Source organism: Dendronalium phyllosphericum CENA369, assembly GCF_016056275.1.
Classification (GTDB): Bacteria; Cyanobacteriota; Cyanobacteriia; order Cyanobacteriales; family Nostocaceae; genus Dendronalium; species Dendronalium phyllosphericum.
In genome coordinates this window covers 16,589-36,716 of record NZ_JAECZA010000301.1, presented here as the reverse complement: position 1 = coordinate 36,716, position 20,128 = coordinate 16,589, and the positions used below count along the sequence as shown (strand labels likewise).

At 39.1% G+C, this 20,128-nt stretch carries 12 protein-coding genes; 4 read left to right on the top strand and 8 right to left on the bottom strand.

Features of this window, described 5'->3' with window-relative positions; all coding sequences use genetic code 11:
- Positions 1-163: 163 nt before the first annotated feature.
- From I8752_RS34565 to I8752_RS34535, 7 genes are all read right to left on the bottom strand, one after another.
- Positions 164-1,546 (bottom strand): AAA-like domain-containing protein, encoded by a 1,383-nt coding sequence (locus I8752_RS34565; RefSeq protein ID WP_214436665.1) that lies wholly within the window; start codon positions 1,544-1,546, stop codon positions 164-166.
- A gap of 256 nt (positions 1,547-1,802) precedes the next feature.
- Positions 1,803-7,529, bottom strand: coding sequence for an AAA family ATPase (locus I8752_RS34560; protein ID WP_214436664.1), 5,727 nt, complete (start codon positions 7,527-7,529; stop codon positions 1,803-1,805).
- A gap of 136 nt (positions 7,530-7,665) precedes the next feature.
- On the bottom strand, positions 7,666-9,687 hold the full coding sequence (locus I8752_RS34555; RefSeq protein WP_214436663.1) for a carotenoid oxygenase family protein: 2,022 nt from the start codon (positions 9,685-9,687) through the stop codon (positions 7,666-7,668).
- 291 nt (positions 9,688-9,978) lie between these two features.
- Positions 9,979-10,341, bottom strand: a complete 363-nt coding sequence (locus tag I8752_RS34550; RefSeq protein ID WP_225896091.1) for a hypothetical protein — start codon at positions 10,339-10,341, stop codon at positions 9,979-9,981.
- A gap of 132 nt (positions 10,342-10,473) precedes the next feature.
- Entirely contained in the window at positions 10,474-10,842 is a 369-nt protein-coding gene (locus tag I8752_RS34545) for a hypothetical protein (RefSeq protein ID WP_214436662.1), read from the bottom strand.
- 36 nt (positions 10,843-10,878) lie between these two features.
- Positions 10,879-11,919, bottom strand: a complete 1,041-nt coding sequence (locus tag I8752_RS34540; RefSeq protein ID WP_214436661.1) for a hypothetical protein — start codon at positions 11,917-11,919, stop codon at positions 10,879-10,881.
- Positions 11,920-12,196: 277 nt separating this feature from the next.
- Positions 12,197-12,610, bottom strand: a complete 414-nt coding sequence (locus I8752_RS34535; RefSeq protein ID WP_225896090.1) for a YcaO-like family protein — start codon at positions 12,608-12,610, stop codon at positions 12,197-12,199.
- A gap of 148 nt (positions 12,611-12,758) precedes the next feature.
- On the opposite strand from I8752_RS34535, the gene I8752_RS34530 reads away from it, so the two are divergent.
- From I8752_RS34530 to I8752_RS34515, 4 genes are read left to right on the top strand one after another with little or no spacing between them, the layout of a single operon-like run.
- Positions 12,759-12,953, top strand: a complete 195-nt coding sequence (locus tag I8752_RS34530) for a helix-turn-helix domain-containing protein (RefSeq protein WP_214436660.1) — start codon at positions 12,759-12,761, stop codon at positions 12,951-12,953.
- On the top strand, positions 12,866-13,231 hold the full coding sequence (locus I8752_RS38930) for a helix-turn-helix domain-containing protein (protein WP_214436659.1): 366 nt from the start codon (positions 12,866-12,868) through the stop codon (positions 13,229-13,231). Before I8752_RS34530 ends, I8752_RS38930 begins: the two co-directional genes overlap by 88 nt.
- Positions 13,191-13,463 (top strand): hypothetical protein, encoded by a 273-nt coding sequence (locus I8752_RS34520; protein WP_225896093.1) that lies wholly within the window; start codon positions 13,191-13,193, stop codon positions 13,461-13,463. The genes I8752_RS38930 and I8752_RS34520 overlap by 41 nt, the downstream gene beginning before the upstream one ends.
- A 32-nt stretch (positions 13,464-13,495) precedes the next feature.
- Positions 13,496-13,804, top strand: coding sequence for a transposase (locus I8752_RS34515; RefSeq protein ID WP_339381830.1), 309 nt, complete (start codon positions 13,496-13,498; stop codon positions 13,802-13,804).
- Positions 13,805-13,811: 7 nt separating this feature from the next.
- On the opposite strand, the gene I8752_RS37820 is transcribed toward I8752_RS34515, so the two are convergent.
- Complete coding sequence (locus tag I8752_RS37820) at positions 13,812-19,991, bottom strand: ELWxxDGT repeat protein (protein WP_225896089.1); 6,180 nt, start codon at positions 19,989-19,991, stop codon at positions 13,812-13,814.
- Positions 19,992-20,128 lie beyond the last annotated feature (137 nt).

The following is a 20,128-nucleotide window of genomic DNA, read 5'->3' as shown; positions in this document are numbered from 1 at the left end:
AGATATAATATTGCAGCGAATTACTTTTAATATTAGTTGTCTAATCGGCTCTGAAACTCATAAAACTCATCCCATAACTCATAGTAAAACTCATGAAAAATAACATCTTTTAACTAAGTACCTTGAGTCTCAACAATTGCATAGGGTTTCCATAGCAATCGTACTAATTCATATTTTTATTCTGCAACGCCAAATGCTGCTCTTTTTTCCTAAAAAATCGTCGATATAATTCACAACTTGCGATCGCTTGAGATCCAGAAAGTTTAATCAACCCCATACTGCTTAATTTGTGAGTGAGAATGGGATCTAAGAGAATAGCTTCACTAGCATTCAGAACATTATCAAAAGCTTGTGCTAACTCAGGCTGTTTTTGCAAGGTTGCCCAGTGACGCTGCAAGTGATAAGAATAAATTTTGCTAGCAGTGGGAGCAGTTTCTACCAGTTGGGACAGAGTTACCTCCTTTCGACTTAGATGATAGAGAGCTAAATGTACTAGTGCCGGATGTCCCCCGACCATTGCCATTAATTGTTTAGCTCCTTCTCTATCTGTCCAATTGAGTCCATAGCGTTGGGCTAATTGCTGTACCTCTTCTTGGCTAAAGTTGTCTAACTGAATCGGTAAACCTACATTGAAAGGAGACTGATTAAGTTCAAGAGGAACATAAATATCTGTTGAGTGAACCACGAGTAGACGAAGCTTTTGCCAAATGGGCAGTCTTTTCGCTTCTTCATACCAAGAACGCAACAGAGGTAAAAAATCCTTCGCTACTTGGGGATGCTCGAAAATATGGTTTACCTCATCCAACGCCAAGATCAGGGGAGTATTAATTGACTCTAGTAGATATTCTTGGAAATAGAGGGTGCAGCTAATTTTACTTCCTAAATCTTCATCCCAATACTCGTCTAACATTGGTTGAAGCTGAAGCTGGCGGGCGATATTGGCACATAACCAGCGCAAAAGTTGATTCAAGTCGCTCAGAATTGTCTGCTCGACTTGTTCTAGATTCAAGCTGATAGTGCAGTAACCCTGGTACTTCGCATAGTCAAGAATCCTTAGTAGCAGTGAAGTTTTGCCCATTTCTCTGGGAGCTTTGATCCTGATTAACGCTCCTGGTTTCTTAATTTCTTGATAAATTTGCTCCTCAAGGTAAGAACGTTTGAGGTAAAAGGGAGAGGCAAGAGGAACTGAGCCGCTGGGGTAGCAAGGTGACGTATCCTGATTAACTGTAGAGAGAAATTGCGTCAGGTCTGGTTTCAAAAGTTTTGTATTTGGAGCTGCTTTGGTGGTGGCATAAGACTCCAGCAGCACCCGACAGTTTTTTTTGGTCACGCGCTGACCAATGACCTCGGAGAGTCGCCCAAACAACTCTGGGGCAACAACATTGGTAAAGTAGCCAGGACTATAACCTGCCTCTATAGCTATTTGGTTATAAGTTTTATACTGCCAAATCCCACGCAAAATCAGATTTTCTGTGGAATTAAGGGGACGATTGTGGCTCTCAATTAGCAAGCGGTCAACACTCTCAAAGAGACAATCAAGGTTCATAGAGATTACAGACAGATACTACTAAAAATAACAGAATTTACGTTATGATTTACGCAACTAGCACAAGGTGCTGCCATTTTTAGTACAAAAGTATTGTTTAGAAAAACTAAACTCTCCAGAAAAATAGACCTTTTCTGTCATTTTACGGATTAAGCAGTAGTAAATAAACCCTTTTATTCTTCTAAAGAAAAGGATTTCAAGGGAGAGGTTCGTCAAATTAACGTTATTTTAAACGAACAAAAGAAATTTTCGTGAATCAAACAAAGATAGATTCATAAATACGGTTCTGTACTCTCAAAGTTCCCTGTTGCTTGACTACTAGCCCCGACAAAAGCAATTCTCTTTCCTCGGAACTATCAACTGCAAGCATCTCTCCTTGATGCAAAATTTGTTGATAGAGTTCTAGTAGCCGAACGGATTGTTTGCTCTTGAGGAGGCGATCGCGAATGGTTCTAAAATGCTCTGGTTCATCCTGTGATTCCCAATTTTCTATGACTTTTGTTCGCACCAAATTTTCAATCCATTCGGCTTCTCTGTTGGTAGGAATAGAAGATGAAGAATTACGGATGAGTTTACAGAGCTTTTGAGTTAAAAAAGGCTGACCGCTAGTCCAGGCTAACACCTCTTTTAAGACTGTTTGAGGATTACTCACTTTGTCTGCCAATCCCTGAAGTAAAGGTTGCGCTTCATGCTCTTTAAAGCCTTCCAATTGAATAGTCTGACCGATATTAAAGGGCGTTCTTTGGTGGTCAGTAATTAAATCACTGGGGGTAGCGACTCCAAAAAGAGCAAAGGTTAAATATCGATAGTCTGGGTTAATACTACGTTGATTATAGCAGGAGCGAATCAGAGCAAAAAAGTCATTAACTGGAAAATTCAAGCCCAAAAGGTTATCTATTTCATCGATAAAAATTATCAGGTTTTTAGAGATAGTGTCATCATTTTGAGCAACTTCAACTAGCAAAACTTCTTCAATAAATTGACTCAACCTCTGAACCGGAGAAATATCTCCTTGCTCTTGCCACCAAGTTTTTAGATTAACCTTTTTTAATAAACTAAAACTTCGCCATAGCTCTACTGTCAAGCCTTTGTACCATTGGTCAGGCGTGACGTTTTCGCTACCAATCCGGGTCAAATCGATCGCCCCGCAGCTAAATCCCTCATGCTGGAGATGGTGTATCATACGTACCATCAGGCTTGACTTGCCCATCTGCCGAGGATTGAGAATGTAACAAAACTCCCCGCGCTTCAACGCCTTGTAGAGATAACGGTCTGCTGAACGCACAACATAAGTGGGAGCATCCATTGGCAAACTTCCTCCCACTTGATAGTCAAAGGTAGAGGGTTGTTCGCTACTTTTGAGTAACTCGTTTTCAAAAAGTAGTTCGGCTTGGGTAGCTTTGAGAATTTCTAGGGTTTGTGAAAGTTCTTGAGTGCGTTCTTCGACTCTCAACTCTAGATTGCGGTTGTAATCTTCTAACTGTCCGTAGAGACGGGCATTTTCAATGGAGATAGCAGCTTGAGCAGAAAGAATTCTTAAAACTTCAAGGCGATCGCTCGTAAATGCACCTGTGGTTAAATTGTTTTCTAAATATAAAATACCGCTTAGTTTGCCTTGGTTTAATAAAGGAGTACAGAGAATCGATTTTGGTTGAGTGGCGACAATGTAGGGATCGCGGATAAACTGTTCTTCAACGGTTGCGTTACTAAGCACTACATTTTCTTGAGTACGGGCAACATAGTTAACGAGCGCAACTGGTAGGATAGGTGTCTGGCGATCTGCTGAAAGCAGCAGCGCTTCGCTATCGCCATCTATAGAGTCAATGGGAAGCGATCGCAGTAAAGTAACATCATCAGAATCTACTGTACTTTCAGCTGCGATCGCCCATTTACGATCTTTTTCCAGTATCAGAAAGCCTTTTTGAGCGCCTCCATTTTCAATTACAGTTTTCATTAACTTAGCCAGCAGTTGGTCTAGTTTTATTTCGCTAGCTAATATTTGAGAGGCTTTGGTAACTGTGACGATATCAATATCTTGGGGATTTGTACTACCAGTAGATTCAGTTATATTAATGCTTTGGTTTTCTTTTCGGTCATTTATATCCATTAGAAACTGTGGGTACTCCGATTTTAAAGCTTGAAGTTTGGCTTTTGCACCCCAGCGACTATAACAATGATAAGCATTTCTCAGATATAGTCGTCCTATTTCTTCTCTACCAAGAGAGAGATAAAATTCTGCTGCGCGTTCGTAAGCCATGGCTTCTTCGTGGATGTAGTCCTGTTCTTTAGCCCCCTGAATTGCACGATCGTAATACTCCATAGCTGTAGGAATTTGTCCTAAAACACGGGCTTTTTCTGCTTCTACCAATTCGTACTTATGCTGATAATTCATGGGGCAATGGTCTGCCCAATATTTCATTTGTTCCTGATTTTGGGTTACTTGGCTCAAACACTGATACTCTTCACTCTCGTTATTTAGATTTGCTGGCAAATGAGCATAGTGATATTGAGCCAAAACAGCCAGAGAATAATAGAAATTATGTTGAGTAAATATTATTTCGGCTCGCACAAAACCTGAATAATTTGACCCTATTTGAGCAGACTCTAGAGACTTTTTATAATTTTTAAAAAAATAAGAAATGAAACATTTAGCAAAAAATATGCTAAACATAGCTAGCAAATTATTATTTTTTTTTAAATTTAACAAAGTTTCTTCTTCATTAATAAATTCGCCAATTGCAGGTTTTTCTTGAACTGATTTATCTAACAGGCTTGCTACTAATTTATCAAATGTTTTTGCTAAAAATAACTGGTGTAACTGTTTGTTTTTTTGAATTAAATTAATATATTTTTTCTGATTATTCTGTACGTATTGTAAATTATTTGCATTAAAGAATAAATGCAAACAGTAGTAATGAGCAGCATAACAACCAAATTCGATATCACCAACTTCCAAACCACTTTGAATTGCCTGAAAAAGTGGTTCAATAGTTTCTCTAATATGCTTCTTCCAATGGGTGATAGTAATGGAAATTGTAACTGATATTTTAGATTGAAATTCTTTAGCTTCCAACTGAGCTAATACCAGCCAAGCCAATTGAGCAAATTGATATGCAAAATCTATATCTGGTACTAGCCAACTTATAAGAGCAGCGTAATCAGCATAGGCATAAATAGATGGGGAAGAATTTCCATATTGCCTGGAGAGTTCAATCTGAGTATATAACACAGGCAAAGCCAGCGAACTTTCTGCAAAACAGGCTGGTGGATGTATGAGCAACAAAGTTTTGATGGCAGCAAGCTTGTAGGGATCGGTCATTCTTGGCAGTTTAGCTAACTCCTCAAGATTTAATTGTTGAGGTGGTGATTGAGAAAGATTCACTCCCAGGATTTCAAGAATTTGTAGTCCTATTTCTATTGCTAATTGAATCTGATTTTGAGCTAACGCCAGTCTAATTCTAATTTCATATAATTTGACTTTTTCAAGAATAGTCCTAACTTGTTTAATAGCGATATTACACAGCTTTGCAGCCTGGTCGAAATTAGTATTAAGGTATTGTGCCTCTGAAATTTCTAGGTAGATAGCAAAAGTTAAGTCATATTGACGATTCCAGCCATCTGTTCCCAGAAGTTCTAGACCCAAATTTAAATAATTAATAGCCGCTTCATAAGCTGTAGCCGTCTTCGCTTTTTGTCCAGCAATGAAATTTAATTTTGCTAAATTATCTTTTTCTAATTGTGTATTGAGTAAGTCAATGCCGAAATTAAGTTGGTTAACAATGGTAAAAATATTATCTTCTTTCTCTGGTGAATTACTATTTTTTAATAGTGATTTACCAATTTGGTAATGGGTTAATTGTTTCTCAGAATCAGAAATTAAAGAATAAGCAGATTGCTGTACGCGGTCATGCAAAAATCTGTAGTCAGCTTGAACATCATAGACATCTAAATTTTGTATTTCTGATTCAGCAAAAACCAGAGGAATTTTATAACTATCGGATTTGGGTAAAATCAAACCAGCTTGAAGTGCTGGTAACAGTTCTTTAGCTGTAGATAATTTAGATTTTTTATTAATAAGCGCCAGAACTTCCAAATTAAAATAATTTCCAATACAAGCAGCTATTTTTAAAATTCCTTGAGTTTCTGGCGGCAGTTTAAAAATATTTACTGCGATCAGTTCAACAATGTCACGCTCAATAATACCAATTGCTTGAATATGTTCGATATTCCAGTGCCATCTGTCAATATTTGCTTGATAAACTAGCAAGTTTTCTGCGTATATACTAGTGATTAATTGAATCAAGAATAAGGGATTGCCTTGGGTTTTATTGAAAATTAGTTGTACCAAAGGTTTTATTTTATTTGTATCTACATTTCTCCCCAATATCTCCTCAACTAATTGACTAACATAAATATAATCTAAAGATTTAATATTGATATTATTAATAACAGTGCCCGTTGATTTAATTTTTTCTATAATTTGAGTCAATGGATGAGTGGGACTAACTTCGTTATCTCTATACGCCCCAATCATGAACAGATATTTACTACTATCGTTGGTGGTCAAAAGTTGAATTAAATTTAGAGATGCGGCATCTGCCCACTGTAAGTCGTCGATAAAAATGACTAGTGGATGTTCTGGTTGACAAAAAACATTAAGAAATTGTTGAAATACTAGATTAAATCTATTTTGGGATTCTGAGAATCCCAACTGTGGTACTTCCGGCTGCTCACCAAGAATCAATTCAACTTCGGGAATTATATTAATAATTACCTGCGCGTTGGGAGCTAAAGCATTTAATAGTTTCTCTTTCCAAATAGCAATCTTTTCTTCACTTTCTGTTAATAGCTGAAAAATCAAATTTTGAAAAGCCTGAATCAGAGCAAGATAAGGAATATTTCGCTTAAACTGGTCAAATTTACCAGAAATAAAATATCCCCTTGCTTCTACTATAGGTTTATGAATTTTATTAACTATTGAAGTTTTGCCAACTCCTGAGTAACCAGAAACAAGCATTATCTCCGTTGTTCCCTGAGTGACTCTTGCAAAGGCATCCAAGAGGGTTTGCACTTCCCGCTCTCGTCCATAAAGTTTTTGTGGGATAATAAGTTTGTTGCCGCGATCGCGCTGACCTAATGGAAAGTGTTCTATTATCCCTGTGCTTTGCAGTTGCAGCAGACAGCTTTCCAAGTCAAATTTTAGTCCAGCAGCACTTTGATATCTGTCTTCAGCATTTTTGGCTAAAAGTTTCATGACAATATTCGATATTGCTTTGGGAATCTGCCTTTTCTTCGATGGTGGCACAGGTTGTTTTGCAATATGATAGTGAACTAACTCGATTGGATCGGTGCTAGTAAAAGGTACAGTGCCAGTTAGTATTTCATAAAAAGTAACGCCCAAGGAATAAAAGTCGGTACGATAATCAAGAGAACGATTCATTCTCCCGGTTTGCTCTGGTGATATGTAGGCAAGGTAATTTTGTGGCACATTGAAAATAGTAATTATCTGTTGCTCTTGAGTAAAGGTAATAGCATTACTAAATCCAGTCAGTTTTATCTCTTTGTTTTTAGGATCGATCAGAATATTGCTAGTATTAATATTTTTATGAACAATAGAAAGTTTATGTATTTGGATTAAAATTTCTGTCAAAGTAATAGCAATAATCAAAAAATCTCCAAGTGAAAGTTGAGTATATTGAAGTAATAAAGATAGAGGTTGACCTGCAAAATCTTCTAAAACCAGAGCGAAACTGTTTTGATATTTCTCTAACTTATAGGGTTTTATAATTCCTTGGCATTCTATTTTTTTTATCAGGTTATACTCTTGTTCTAAGCTTGTAATCTCTTCGATACTAGGATAATCAGTTTTAAAAGTTTTAATCATAACTGGTTTTTTTTCTAGATTATTTATTCCTCGATAAATAACTATTTTTGCGTCTTCATAGATATTTTCTGTTATTGTGTATCCTGGCAGTATAATCATGATTACTCTTTGAAAATAGAGAACTCATAACCTTATAAGTTACAATTCTATAGTAATACAAACGAAGCCTGACTATGCAGGCTCTTAAAACTATTTTTGTTACATTTGTTTCAAAGCTTGCTTGTTAACTTGCTTGCTATAAATTTAATACGTCTATCTCTGTGGTTATGTCTATTTTCTTTTTCTGTGTAAAAGATGACAAATTTTCCTCCATAAAATCAAGCATTTTTTTTACATACGATTTCCACTTAATGTTATCTTCAGCTTGATAGCTAGCCTCGTGAGAATTAATATTTTTCAACCATGTTGTATGCAATGAAAACCCAAAATTGAGTTCAGGATGATGTAATTTACATAATGGACCTTGCTTCAAATTAGCTGCATCTAAAATCCAGATTTCATTGCGTTTTGGAGTGGAAACTGTGCAGAGAATGTAGCCGTTAGTCGAACTTTCTTCACCTCCACTACGCGGCACAAATTGGGGCGAAAGCGCTATGTGATTGCTAGGAAAAGAAAAATGATCGGCGATTTCCATCGCCTCATTTGATGCAGTATTCAATCTATATAAACAAGATGGTTTAGCGCAGCTTTCCGCTAGTTCAATAACTTTTTCCAGTGGTATGGTTCTATATGGATACTGTTTGTACATTTGACTGATAAATTGGGTCATCAGATCTTTCCATAGCCCGAAAGAAACCCAGTAAATATTATCCAGTTTTTCTGGAATCTGATCCGACGAAGGTAGCCTGTCTAGATAGGCAAACAATCCCGCTCCCCAAGTGCAGGTATCATCATAAATAACTTTCTTATCAATTGTCGGTTGTTGACTACTAACATCTATGACATAACGTCCCATCCAGCTAACATCTGTCTCGCATTGTTGCATTCCATGCAATTGTTGGGGTATTTGATAGCCTGCGTAAGGCGATTGATCGTAACTACGAATCCATTCGGAAACGTTCCAAGCACTAATATGAGCTATGTGAAGTGTTATTTTGTGTTCTGGATTTTTATAATCTGCTAGAAAGTGGCAAGCTTCACGAGGAATTGTCAACTTCTGCACTACAACTGATTCTTCTCCTTCTTTGAGCTGCTCCCGGGGTATGACATATACGATCGAATCAGGTGAAGGAGTGTTTTGTAAAAGTTCTCTAATCTTTTTGGCTAAATCTAAATTTGCTGGCCAAGGATTGTTAATGATCTGACCGATTCCAGTAGTAAATGAAGTGTCTATGAGTATTATATAATCTTCTGTTATTCCTATTTGATGCAAGGTTTGTTTAATACTGACTGGTGTATTATCAGGCTCGATCAGCTTCCATTTTTGGAATCTGCTTTCTCCATCCCAATATAGTAAATGGACGAAATCGTCATTAATAAACACACCAGATAGATCATTAATCAGTAATTCTAAGAATTCAGCATATTCTGGCTGTATTAATTCACGATTTTTACTATCTCTAAGGAGAGTAATGTAATCATTCTTTTTTTCTCCTAAAAGATTATTTAGCGATCTGCCATAATTGACCGTGAACATTTGTTGTGTGTGAGTATCAAATACAGGATGTGCAGTACTAAAAATTGGAGGAAAGCGAAAAGGTACTGTTTCTTTAGTTACTGATTGCCATTCTGCTATTTCTCCAACTGGAGTCACTACATTTAATGTGACTGGATCGATTTCGTAAGGACGACCTGCATCATAAGTTATTAACAGACGCTCATTTTGTCCAGAGAATTTCATGGGTAAGAAAGCTGTGTTCAACTCGTTACGCAAACCTTGAAAAATAGAAAATCTAATAATGCCATGGTTGCGAAATTTCAAATACTCGCTACCTACAGTTTTTTGATCGGCTTCGTAATCTTCGGGTTTAACGATTTCTGTCTTAAAAGTCACTTCATCTTTTCGATCAAAGTCAAGCCGACAAATCATGCCGTCACCATTTAAGTATGTATTTCCATCTTGAGGTGGTAAACCTTCAGATCCGACTGTGCCGACTGGTGCAACAATAAAAACGTGACCTTGCAAATCATGAGGCAGTTCTCCATCGATCTGCATTTTTTTAAGTGGTTCATTATCGTTTTCAGGCACTTCTTTTCTAGTGGCATCTATTATCGAATATGGTACCGAGCAACTTTGATTGTTTGATTTGTCAACCATTTTTTCCTCAAAATTATTTCAATAATTATTTTTTCTGTATAACGAGGAAGCCTCGTTACCGCACCTCAAGCACTCTTGCAAGAGGTAAAAAAATACAATTTGTGTAATTAATTTTGTGTATGCACCAATCATTCACGATTTTTTAGTTCAAAATCCCAAGAAAGTAAGAGAAATCACTCAAAATATGGGTAAATTTTTTGCTCAAACAGACTATTGCATTCCATACAGGTTTTCGTTTAAAGGTTGTTCGAGAAATAATACTCTAATCCAGCTTGGCAAACGACTGTGAGTCTAATTGTTATAGGCGCGGGTAAAAGCGCCAGCAACTTCCGGTTGCATAGTATCAATCGCCCAAAGCCACAATCCATAAGTTGGATAAAGAAATGCCAGATTGATCCCCATCAGCACCATCTCTCGAACGTGAGACTCGACATTGTAGCCTTGGAAATAAGCATTGGGGTGAGCTGACATCATCTGCTTATTGGCCTGATCTCGAACTTGCCTAGAGACTTTTTTTACAATGTCTTCCCCTTGAATTTTCATGTCTGCTGAGGGAGCAAACTGTTTAAATTCTGGTTCGAGATATTCAGCCCACATACTGGGAGGTTCAATTACGTGGGAATCAGCATCAATAATTGAATATCCGTTTAGCATGATCTCTAATCAATCTGGCTCGGAATTGGGAGTTGGCGCGTAACACTACAAGTCTGACTACTACGCTGAAATTTTCTCGTAGCTTCACACATCTTACAGTTTTACGTGTCAGTTGCGTCAGCTCTATTTTTATCAAACAATCGGTGAAAAGAGCTTGATGGTACTAACAACAAGTTTTAAACCATTATTTATTTCTGAAAAAAAATCATTAAGATCCTCAATATTTCCAGCAGACTTATTCAGATGATTTGTAGCTTGCTCAATTTGGAAACGAGGACTGTTAAGATCGTTATTGAGAATATTCTTAATTTTTTCATTAGAAATGCTCTCATTTATCTCACTTTCTATTGTTTCCCATTTTCCCCATTCATCTTTTGCTTTTTGCCATTCTGAATCATTAATCATTCTAGATTCTAAAGCATTGTTAGCCTTTTCTTTAGCAACATCAATTGCTTTAGTTAAAGCTTGAAGCATCTCTTCTAAGTTTTGCTGATTATCCATAATTTACCTTTTATTAATTTTCAAACAATTAGATTATTAATCTTGAATTTCCTGAAGTAGAGGGGTAACTTTGTCAATGTATTTCTTGGTTGCTTTTTTAGCTTGTTTTAACTCTAAGCTAGTAATTTTTTGATTCCAGGAATCATTTTGTCTATCAGTGTTTTGAACATTTTGGCTTTCGGGTTCGGAGCGATACTTCTTACATACTTGAAATTGTTTAGGTGAAATTTCCTTCCGATTTCCATTGAAAATTTGTTTCAATTCGCTGTGAAAATCTGCGGTAGAACGAATAGTTGCTACATATGCTGCACCCTCTTTTTTACGTTCAATAACTTTGTTAATTTCTGCTCGCTCTTGTTCTTCTAATAAAGTTTGTCGTTCTTGAAGTGTGTTAAAATCTTGTGGATTATCATTTGAGCCAGATAATTCTGTTAATCGTCGATTCACCTGACCTACATAGAAACCAAAATGTTCATTAATCTGCTTGATTTCTCTATTAAGTGAATAATCTGTATAAGATGAATCAATAAAATTGGACAGGTTTGTAGAATATTCCTGAATAGCTGGATCTGTGCAGACAATAGCGAGTTTTAAATTACGCCGCCGAAAATCATTAACTAAAAAATTAGTAATAAAGTCAACAATCTGAAACCCTGCTTTACGAGCATTTTCATTAATTTTCTGCCCATTGATGTCAATATTGCCTAAAGTTTCTGAAATCTGCTCGATCTTAGGAGTAAAGCCATTTTCATTTTTGGTCGCTAAATTTCCAACTGCTGCAACATAATTGACTAAAACACTGCCAGCAATTTCAGTATTTTCTGAATTTTGGCGGTACTGTTTATCGCACACATCCAATTGGTCTTGCATATTTTTTCGGCTAGCGGCTGTTCCTAGAGCTTCCCAACTTGCAGATCGAGTGCAGGAAGCATAAATATCAGCCGATATTTGCTTGTTGGCAATTGCTAGGCTTTCGGATAAAGTAGCAAATGACTTAGCTGCTTCTAAATCGTCATTTTTGCAACTACCAAGAAGAAAGTAAATAGGAATTAAAGCCAGTATTACTTTCGGTCGCATAATTTTTCAATGAATCTTTAAAGATTACGGAATACACTAGTCGGTAAATCATCGTTTAGACATTTTCGATACTATTAATGTCTACAATAAATAACTAAACTTAGTAAGGGTTTTCTCAGTTAAGCGAATATTCTACCCTCCGCGAACAGTTACAATAGATGAGATCGAGTGAATTACCTTTGATATTAGTTTTTCTCTGAGTTGTGAAACTCATAAAACTCATCTTAGAACTCATAGAAAAACTCATAAAAAATAACATCATTCAGTAAGGAGAACCTCACATCCACATAGGAAAAGAATTGAGTCGCTCTTCTGTCATTTTCACTGGAACTTCATAAAGCCGTCCGGGTGCTAACCTTTTCCACATATGGCGCATTCCCGGAACGATTACCTTGGCAACATGAAGTCCAATATCGGGACGAGTCTGATCTAAAACCAGCATTTCTAAACCTTTGTTCTCAACGATTTGTTGACAGAGCTTGACATCTTCGAGTAAATCGTCACTTGCAACTTCACGATAATCGCCACTGACTTTAGTAGTAATTCTCTTGTCTGGAACTAAATAAGGTCGATCGCTTAAAGTTGCGGTTTTCCACCAATCTAGAGCCAAGCGATCGGCTGACTGGGGATATTGAGTACTTCCATCAGCTTTGGTAAATAAAACATTAGGTAAAATTTGGTTAAACCTCATCCATATTGAAAACTGGAGTTTTGCCAGAAAAAATATTACTCTCAAGAAGTGGGTGTAGTAGAAAACAAAACGAGGATGCTTAAAGTAGAGTGCGAACGTTGGAATCAAAGTAGCTCAATATTGAGACAAGAGGCGTTAAAAGCAAATCATGCTCGGAAGGAGCGAACGTTTGATGGCACTGTATGAGATATGTAATGGAAAAAGTGCAACACAAGTAGGTCGGGAAACAGGACGCAATCCCCAGACAATCATGGAGTGGGTACATCGTTACAATATTTCAGGTATAGAAGTACTGCGCTATCAACATACAGGTGGTCATCCCCCCGTTTTTCAAAACAGATAGAGAAAGCAGTTGATAGAGAGATTCGTAAAACCTTAGAACTAGCAGCAACAGCACCTCAGCAAAAAAAGCTCAATCTTGAGTTCTTACCTCGTTGGACGTTAAAGCGTTTAGTAGCTTGGATTGACAATCAATTTAATCTCAAATGTTGTCGTGAATCAGTGCGTAAGACTCTCAAGAATTTAGGATTTTCATGGAAGAAAGCGCGGAAACTGTTAAATAAAGCCAACAGCAAAAAACGTGCGCTCGTATTTGGAAAAACTACAGGGTTTACTCGATGATGCTCTGAACAATGGTCACTTACTGGTTTTTATCGATGAGGCACACATTCATCTTGACAGCGATGAAGGTTATGGCTGGTCGATTAAAGGAGAACGTTTTTGGGTTAGTTCCAATTCTCCAGGAAGAACCAAGGTTTCCTTTTATGGGATCTATGTTTACAACTATGCCAAAGTCAAAATTTTTCCTTATTTCAAAGCAGATCAATTCAATTCAATACAATTGATGTTTTAAAACATCTGAGAACTGAGTTTCCGGAACGCGACATGACTCTAATTTGGGATGGTGCTCCTTATCACCGTTCTCAAACTGTCAAAGAAGCATTAGAGATTTTACAAATCAACCTGGAACCTTTACCTGGTTACAGCCCTGACTTTATGCCTGTCGAACACCTTTGGCAATGGTTGCGTGAAGATGTAACTTATCATACATGCTACCAGTCACCTGCTGAATTAATTGAACGGGTTCATTTCTTTGAACAAGATATTAATTCCCGTCCTTTTGAAATTTGCGATCGCTTGTGGGTGAAAAATCACCTTGAAGAAGATGAGGAAAAACTACGGGTTTCAAGATAGACGTGGTTTAGAACACAAAGTTATTGATATTGTTCATCGCCTGTGGAGTCACGTTGTCTAACTGAATAAAGTTTCTAAAAATTGCATCACCAGCCAAACCATCGCGGTCAATTTGCAAGATAGTACTATTAGCTGTTTTTCCTTGTACCAGTCGCACATAACCATCGGCTACGGCATCGCTGCCATTATAGCCACCAGACACAAGGCTATCGAGCAGTTGTGTTAGTACAATTTGGTCGCTACCAACAGTAAAATCGGTAATGCGATGACCTACTTGTGTGAGACTAGTGTAAACAAATTCATCATTTCCAAGACCGCCTGTAATGGTTTTGCTGCCAGTACCCCCCACAATCCGGTCATTGCCAGCAGTACCAATCAAGGGATCGTGACTACCACCGCCGTCGATCGGATTGAACTTGTCAGCGATCGCTACCGTGGCAGTAGTTTGAGATGTATCTATATCGTAATCACTGCCAGTAGCGAGTGTAAGAGTAACAGTTTCGTTACCTTCGGTTATACCATCGTCTTTGGGGTTGATGCTGATATCTACGAAGGATTCACCGACAGCAAGACTAGCAATACCAGTAATTTGAGTGTAGTCGCCACCGTTGCTAGCAGTACCGCCAATAGTATATTTGACAGCAAGGGCAATATTAGTATTGCCAGTACGACTGATGCGGAGGCTGGCTGGGTCAGTCCCAATCTCAGTAGCGTTAGCATCAATGGTAGTAATGCTGACTGTAGGCTTAACTGTGGAAGAATTAGTGTTTAATGCCCACAATTCTTTACCGTGAATGCCATCGTCAGCAGTGAAATATAGGATACCATCGACATTTGTTAGCCTGTCGGGAAATGAACTATTAGCCCCAAAATTGATGTCCTTAACTAAGACGGTACCAGCTTGTGTGCCATCACTCTGCCATAATTCCTCACCATGAATGCCATCGTCCGCTTCAAAGTAAACGATACCATTAACGTTGATCAAGTCAGAGTAACTAGAACTATTAGACCCAGGATTGATGTCCTTAACTAAGACAGTACCAGCTTGTGTGCCATCGCTTTTCCACAACTCTTGACCATGTGTGCTGTCGCTAGCTAAGAAATAGAGAGTGCCGTTGACGTTTGTCCCCTTATATACACTGATATTTTTTTTGACTAAAACAGTACCAGCAGCAGTGCCATTACTCTTCCACAACCCCCTACTAGTGCCGTCGAAAGCTCCGAAATAGAGAGTATCATTGACTTTGATTAAGTCGGAGTCATCATCAATAGAATCCTGAGACCCAGGATTGATGTCTTTGACCAAAACAGTACCTTTTGCGGTGCCATCGCTTTTCCACAATTCTTTACCGTGAGTACCGTCGTTAGCAAAGAAGTAGAGATTACCGTCAATGCTTAAGTTATAGTTACCGCCATAAGACCCAGAACCATTAGACCCAGGATTGATGTCTTTAACCAGGACAGTACCAACCCCTGTACCATTGCTTTTCCACAACTCAAGACCGTGGATATAGTCATCAGCAAAGAAATAAACAATGTTGTTGACATTGGTCAGGTTAAATAGACTGAAACTATTTGAATTGATGTTTTTGACTAAAACAGTGCCAGCAGCAGTGCCATCACTTTTCCACAAACCGCTAGTAGAGGAACTATCATAACCAGAAAAATAGAGGGTGCCATTAACGTTAGTTAGTAAGGAGAGACTGATATCTTTTTTGACTAGGGCAGTACCAGCAGTAGTGCCATCGCTCTTCCACAACCCCCCATTAGTACCGTCGCTAGCTTCAAAATAGAAGATGCCATCGACGTAGGTGAGGTCGTAGGGATAGGAATTACCAGATCCTGGATTGATATCTTTAAACAAGATAGTACCAGTTTCTGTACTATCGCTCGTCCACAATTCTTGGCCGTGGACACCATCATTAGCATTGAAGTAGAGAGTGCCGTTAACGTTGTTTAGGAAATAGTTAGTATCGCCGGAACTACCAGAGCCGGGGTTGATGTCTTTGACCAAGTAAGGCTGAGTCACAATTGCGGTGTTAGCGTTGTCAGCAATGACGACAGTAGCAGCAGTTTGGGAAGGATCTATGTCGTAGTCGGACACGCTAGAAAGACTGACAGTCACAGTTTCGCTGCCTTCGGTAAAGATATCATCAGCTGGAGTGATGGTAATATCGACAAAAGATTCACCTGCGGCAATGGTGATAGTACCGTTAAGTTGGTTGTAATCGCCGCCGTTGGTAGCAGTGCCACCAACTGTATATTTGACAATTAGAGCAGTATCGGTTTCACCAGTACGGCTGATACGAAAAGTACTTGGGTCATTTTCGGCTTCGGCTGCGTTGGTATCAGTAGCAGTAATGCTGACTACATTAAAGGCTTTGTCAGCAATCTTCACGGTGGCAGATGCTTCGGATGCATCTATATCGTAATCACTTCCAGTAGCAAGGGTAAGAGTCAGAGTTTCAATGCCTTCTGTTAATCCGTCATCTGGAGGAGTAATGGTAATATCTACAAAAGATTGACCAACAGCAAAGGCAGCAATACCTGTGAGTTGGTTGTAGTCGCTACCATTGCTGGCTGTACCACCAATAGTATATTTAACAGCTAAGGCAATATCAGTGTTACCAGTGCGACTGATACGGAAGCTGCCTGGGGAGTTGCCATCTTCAATAGCATTCGCATCGGTGGCAATTATACTGACTGTAGAGTTAAATAGGCTTGGGTTGGTATTCAATGCCCATAACTCTCTGCCGTGGATACCGTCATCAGCAGTCAAATAAAGGATGCCATTAACGCTACTCAAATTAGAAGCGTAGATACCAACAGCCCCAGGTATCAAATCTGTGACCAAGACTGTGCCTTGTGCTGTACCATTACTTGCCCACAACTCTGGACCGTGGATACCGTCATCGGCACTAAAGTAAAGAACACCATTGACGTTGGTGAGGTCGGGTTGAAATACATTATAGTTAGAGTCTGGGGAAGGAACTGAACCAAAAGCACCAGGGTCGATGTCTTTGACTAAAACAGTGCCTTGTGCTGTGCCATCGCTTTTCCACAACTCATAGCTGTGTGTGCCGTCGTTAGCATAGAAGTAGAGAGAACCATTAAAGTCGATCAGTTCTGGTTCAAAATCATAATAATCGTCCCCCTTGGGAATAGAATCACTAGAACCAGGGTTGATGTCTTTGACTAGCACAGTGCCCTTAGTAGTGCCATCGCTTTTCCACAACTCATTACCGTGTGTACCGTCGTTAGCAAAGAAGTAGAGAGTACCGTTAAAATTGGTCAGTTTTGGTTTAAAATCCTGATAGTCGTCCCAATCGGGAATGGAATCATTAGTACCAGGGTTGATGTCTTTGACTAGCACAGTGCCCTTAGTAGTGCCATTGCTCTTCCATAACACCCTACCGTGACTATCGTCATTCTCAATAAAATAGAGAGTACCGTTGATATTAACCGCCTCGGACGAACCGAAATCAACAAATCCAAGAGCTTCGACCGGAACGGTGCCTTCTAGTGTGCCATCACTCTTCCATGCAGTACTGTGAGTAATATCGTAAGTATTGAAATATAATGTACCGTTGACATTTGTCAGGTTATATGGGTCTGAACTACCAGATCCAGGAAAAATATCTTTAACTAGAACAGTACCCTGCGGTGTACCATTGCTTTTCCACAACTCATCACCCTGAATACCATCGTTAGCAGTGAAATATAGTGTGCCGTTGACATTTGTCAGGGATGAGATATCAGAGTCACTTGTCCCAGGTAAAATATCCTTGACCAGAACAGTGCCTTGTGGTGTACCATCGCTTTTCCACAACTCATTACCGTGAATACCATCGTTAGCAGTAAAATATAGTGTGCCGTTGACATTTGTCAGATTTGAGATATTGGAACTTTCTCCAAAGCCAGTATTGCCAGGATTGATGTCTTTGACTAAATATAGTTGAGTTGGCACGACTGCGGTATTGGTGTTGTCGGCAATAACGGCAGTGGCAGTAATAAAAGACGTATCTGTAGCGTAGTAAGACTGATTAAACAAGGTAAGAGTGACTGTTTCGCTGCCTTCTTTTAAAATCTCATCTACTGGGGTAATAGTGACATCTACAAATGATTGACCTGCGGCGAGAGTCACAGTACCGTTGAGTTGGTTATAGTCCCTGCCGTTGATGGCAGTACCGGCTATATTGTATTTGACAACTAAGGCAGTACTGGTGTCCCCAGTGCGGCTGATGCGGAATACGGCTGGGTCATTGCTAGCTTCAGCAGCATTGGCATCGATAGCAGTAATGCCGACTATCGGGCTGACTACAGCAGGATTGGTGTTTAATGCCCACAACTCTTTACCGTGGCTGCCGTCATCAGCATTGAAGTAAAGGATTCCATCAACATTAGTCAAGTCGGATGCATTGGAACTACCAGACCCCGGATTAATGTCTTCAACCAGTACAGTACCCTCATTTGTACCGTCGGTTTTCCACAACTCTTTACCATGAGTGCCGTCATCAGCAACAAAATACAGAGTACCTTTGACATCAGTTAGGTTAGAGACACCAGAATCACCAGACCCTGGGTTGATATCTTTAACTAGGACGGTGCCTTCAGTAGTGCCATTGGTTTTCCACAACTCATAGCCGTGGATGCCGTCATTAGCAACGAAGTATAAGGTGTCGTTGACATTGGTCAGGTTAGAGGGAGCAGAATCACCAAACCCTGGGTTGATATCTTTGAATAAAATAGTACCAGCGGCAGTGCCATCACTTATCCACAACTCTGCACCGTTGATGCCATTGTCAGCATTAAAATATAATATCCCGTTGAAGTCAATGGCATTAGAAATAGAGGAATCATTAGACCCTGGATTAATGTCTTTTACTAAAATAGTGCCAGCAACGGTGCCATCGCTTTTCCACAACTCATAGCCGTGGATGTCGTCGTTACCAATGAAATAGAGAGTATCGTTGACAGCAGTTAAGATAGAACTGTAATCAGAAAGCTTGATTGTGCCGTCAGTAGTACCATCACTCTTCCACAAGTCAAAAGTGCCACCTGCGTCGGTATTGACAAGATTGAAAAAGACTGTACCGTTGACGTTGAGGAATGATCCGATCTTAAAGAAATTAGTGAAAGCACCTGTCCGTTCTGGGTAGATATCTTTGACTAAGACAGTACTCTCAGGAGTCCCATTGGTTTTCCATAAATCATTGGTAGTTTCAGATGTTAGATGATTGCCATCATCAAAACCAAAATAGAGAGTGCCGTCAACATTTACTAATAAGCCGATACCAGAGAAATCGGTATAGGAAAGACCTCCAACCAGGACAGGGCCAGCCTCAGTGTCATCGATTTTCCAGAGTTTATCACGGACATAGGGTTCATCTGTGTCGTCGGGAGCAGTAAAATATATGGTGCCATTAACATTAGTCAGTTGGGAAATTATTAAATTCTCAATCCCTGGGTAGATGTCTTTGACTAAGACAGTGCCAGCCTCGGTGCCATCACTTCTCCATAACTCTGAACCATGAGTGCCGTCATCTGCAATGAAATATAGAGTGCCATTGACATTTGTTAGTTCTAAGATGGTGGAACTAGCAGACCCAAGGAAAATATCTTTCACTAGATGGGGTTTAGCCAATACTCCTTTGTATGTTTCCAAAATTATAGGTATAAAGGCAAGAGCAGCAGTAGTATTTACCGTTCTCACTTCTAGTTCCCAATCCCCTCCTAGTACAGCACTGCCTGTCTTACGCTCTGATGCCAGCACCGTTACCCCAGTCAGTTCGCTCAAGCGTTGTACAAATGCTTTGCCTAAAGGAGTTTGAGCAACATTGCAACCATACAGCAATATTTGAGCGTCAGCACTCAAAGCATCAGCCCAGTTCATTAATTGCTCGGTATAGCGATTAAGAGTGTGTTGTCCCAGTTGAGTATTACCTAAATATACGCGTCCCGGCGCGCCGTGAGAGACAAGATGTAAACTAGTGATTCCAGTTCTTTGTGTCAATATTTCGCTAATTTGCTCTACCCCGTCTCGCTCGGTGTTTAAAATCACAACTTCTGTATCCAGTAATACACCTTCTTCTAAGCTTTGGTAGTCTTCAACTGTGGGGTCAATAAATACTAGGCGGCTTGGGAAGCTTGGTTTTTTGAGTAATTGTAATGTTTGAGTGCTTTCCATAATGGTTTTCTCAATTAGTAAGAAAATATTCGATTGATATAGTTTTTCTGAGATAAGTTGAGCTTTTATTTGAAGAGCAAATCACAATTGAATTAGCAAAACTCGATTTGCAGTTATCAACAAAGCTTGTAAATTTG

Excerpts from the sequence above, each read along its gene's own strand:
- I8752_RS34515 (WP_339381830.1), top strand. The coding sequence starts at position 13,496 with ATGACTCTAATTTGGGATGGTGCTCCTTATCACCGTTCTCAAACTGTC.
- I8752_RS34550 (WP_225896091.1), bottom strand. The coding sequence starts at position 10,341 with ATGCTAAACGGATATTCAATTATTGATGCTGATTCCCACGTAATTGAA.
- I8752_RS34545 (WP_214436662.1), bottom strand. The coding sequence starts at position 10,842 with ATGGATAATCAGCAAAACTTAGAAGAGATGCTTCAAGCTTTAACTAAA.
- I8752_RS34540 (WP_214436661.1), bottom strand. The coding sequence starts at position 11,919 with ATGCGACCGAAAGTAATACTGGCTTTAATTCCTATTTACTTTCTTCTT.
- I8752_RS34530 (WP_214436660.1), top strand. The coding sequence starts at position 12,759 with ATGCTCGGAAGGAGCGAACGTTTGATGGCACTGTATGAGATATGTAAT.
- I8752_RS34535 (WP_225896090.1), bottom strand. The coding sequence starts at position 12,610 with ATGAGGTTTAACCAAATTTTACCTAATGTTTTATTTACCAAAGCTGAT.
- I8752_RS34565 (WP_214436665.1), bottom strand. The coding sequence starts at position 1,546 with ATGAACCTTGATTGTCTCTTTGAGAGTGTTGACCGCTTGCTAATTGAG.
- I8752_RS34555 (WP_214436663.1), bottom strand. The coding sequence starts at position 9,687 with ATGGTTGACAAATCAAACAATCAAAGTTGCTCGGTACCATATTCGATA.
- I8752_RS37820 (WP_225896089.1), bottom strand. The coding sequence starts at position 19,991 with ATGGAAAGCACTCAAACATTACAATTACTCAAAAAACCAAGCTTCCCA.
- I8752_RS34560 (WP_214436664.1), bottom strand. The coding sequence starts at position 7,529 with ATGATTATACTGCCAGGATACACAATAACAGAAAATATCTATGAAGAC.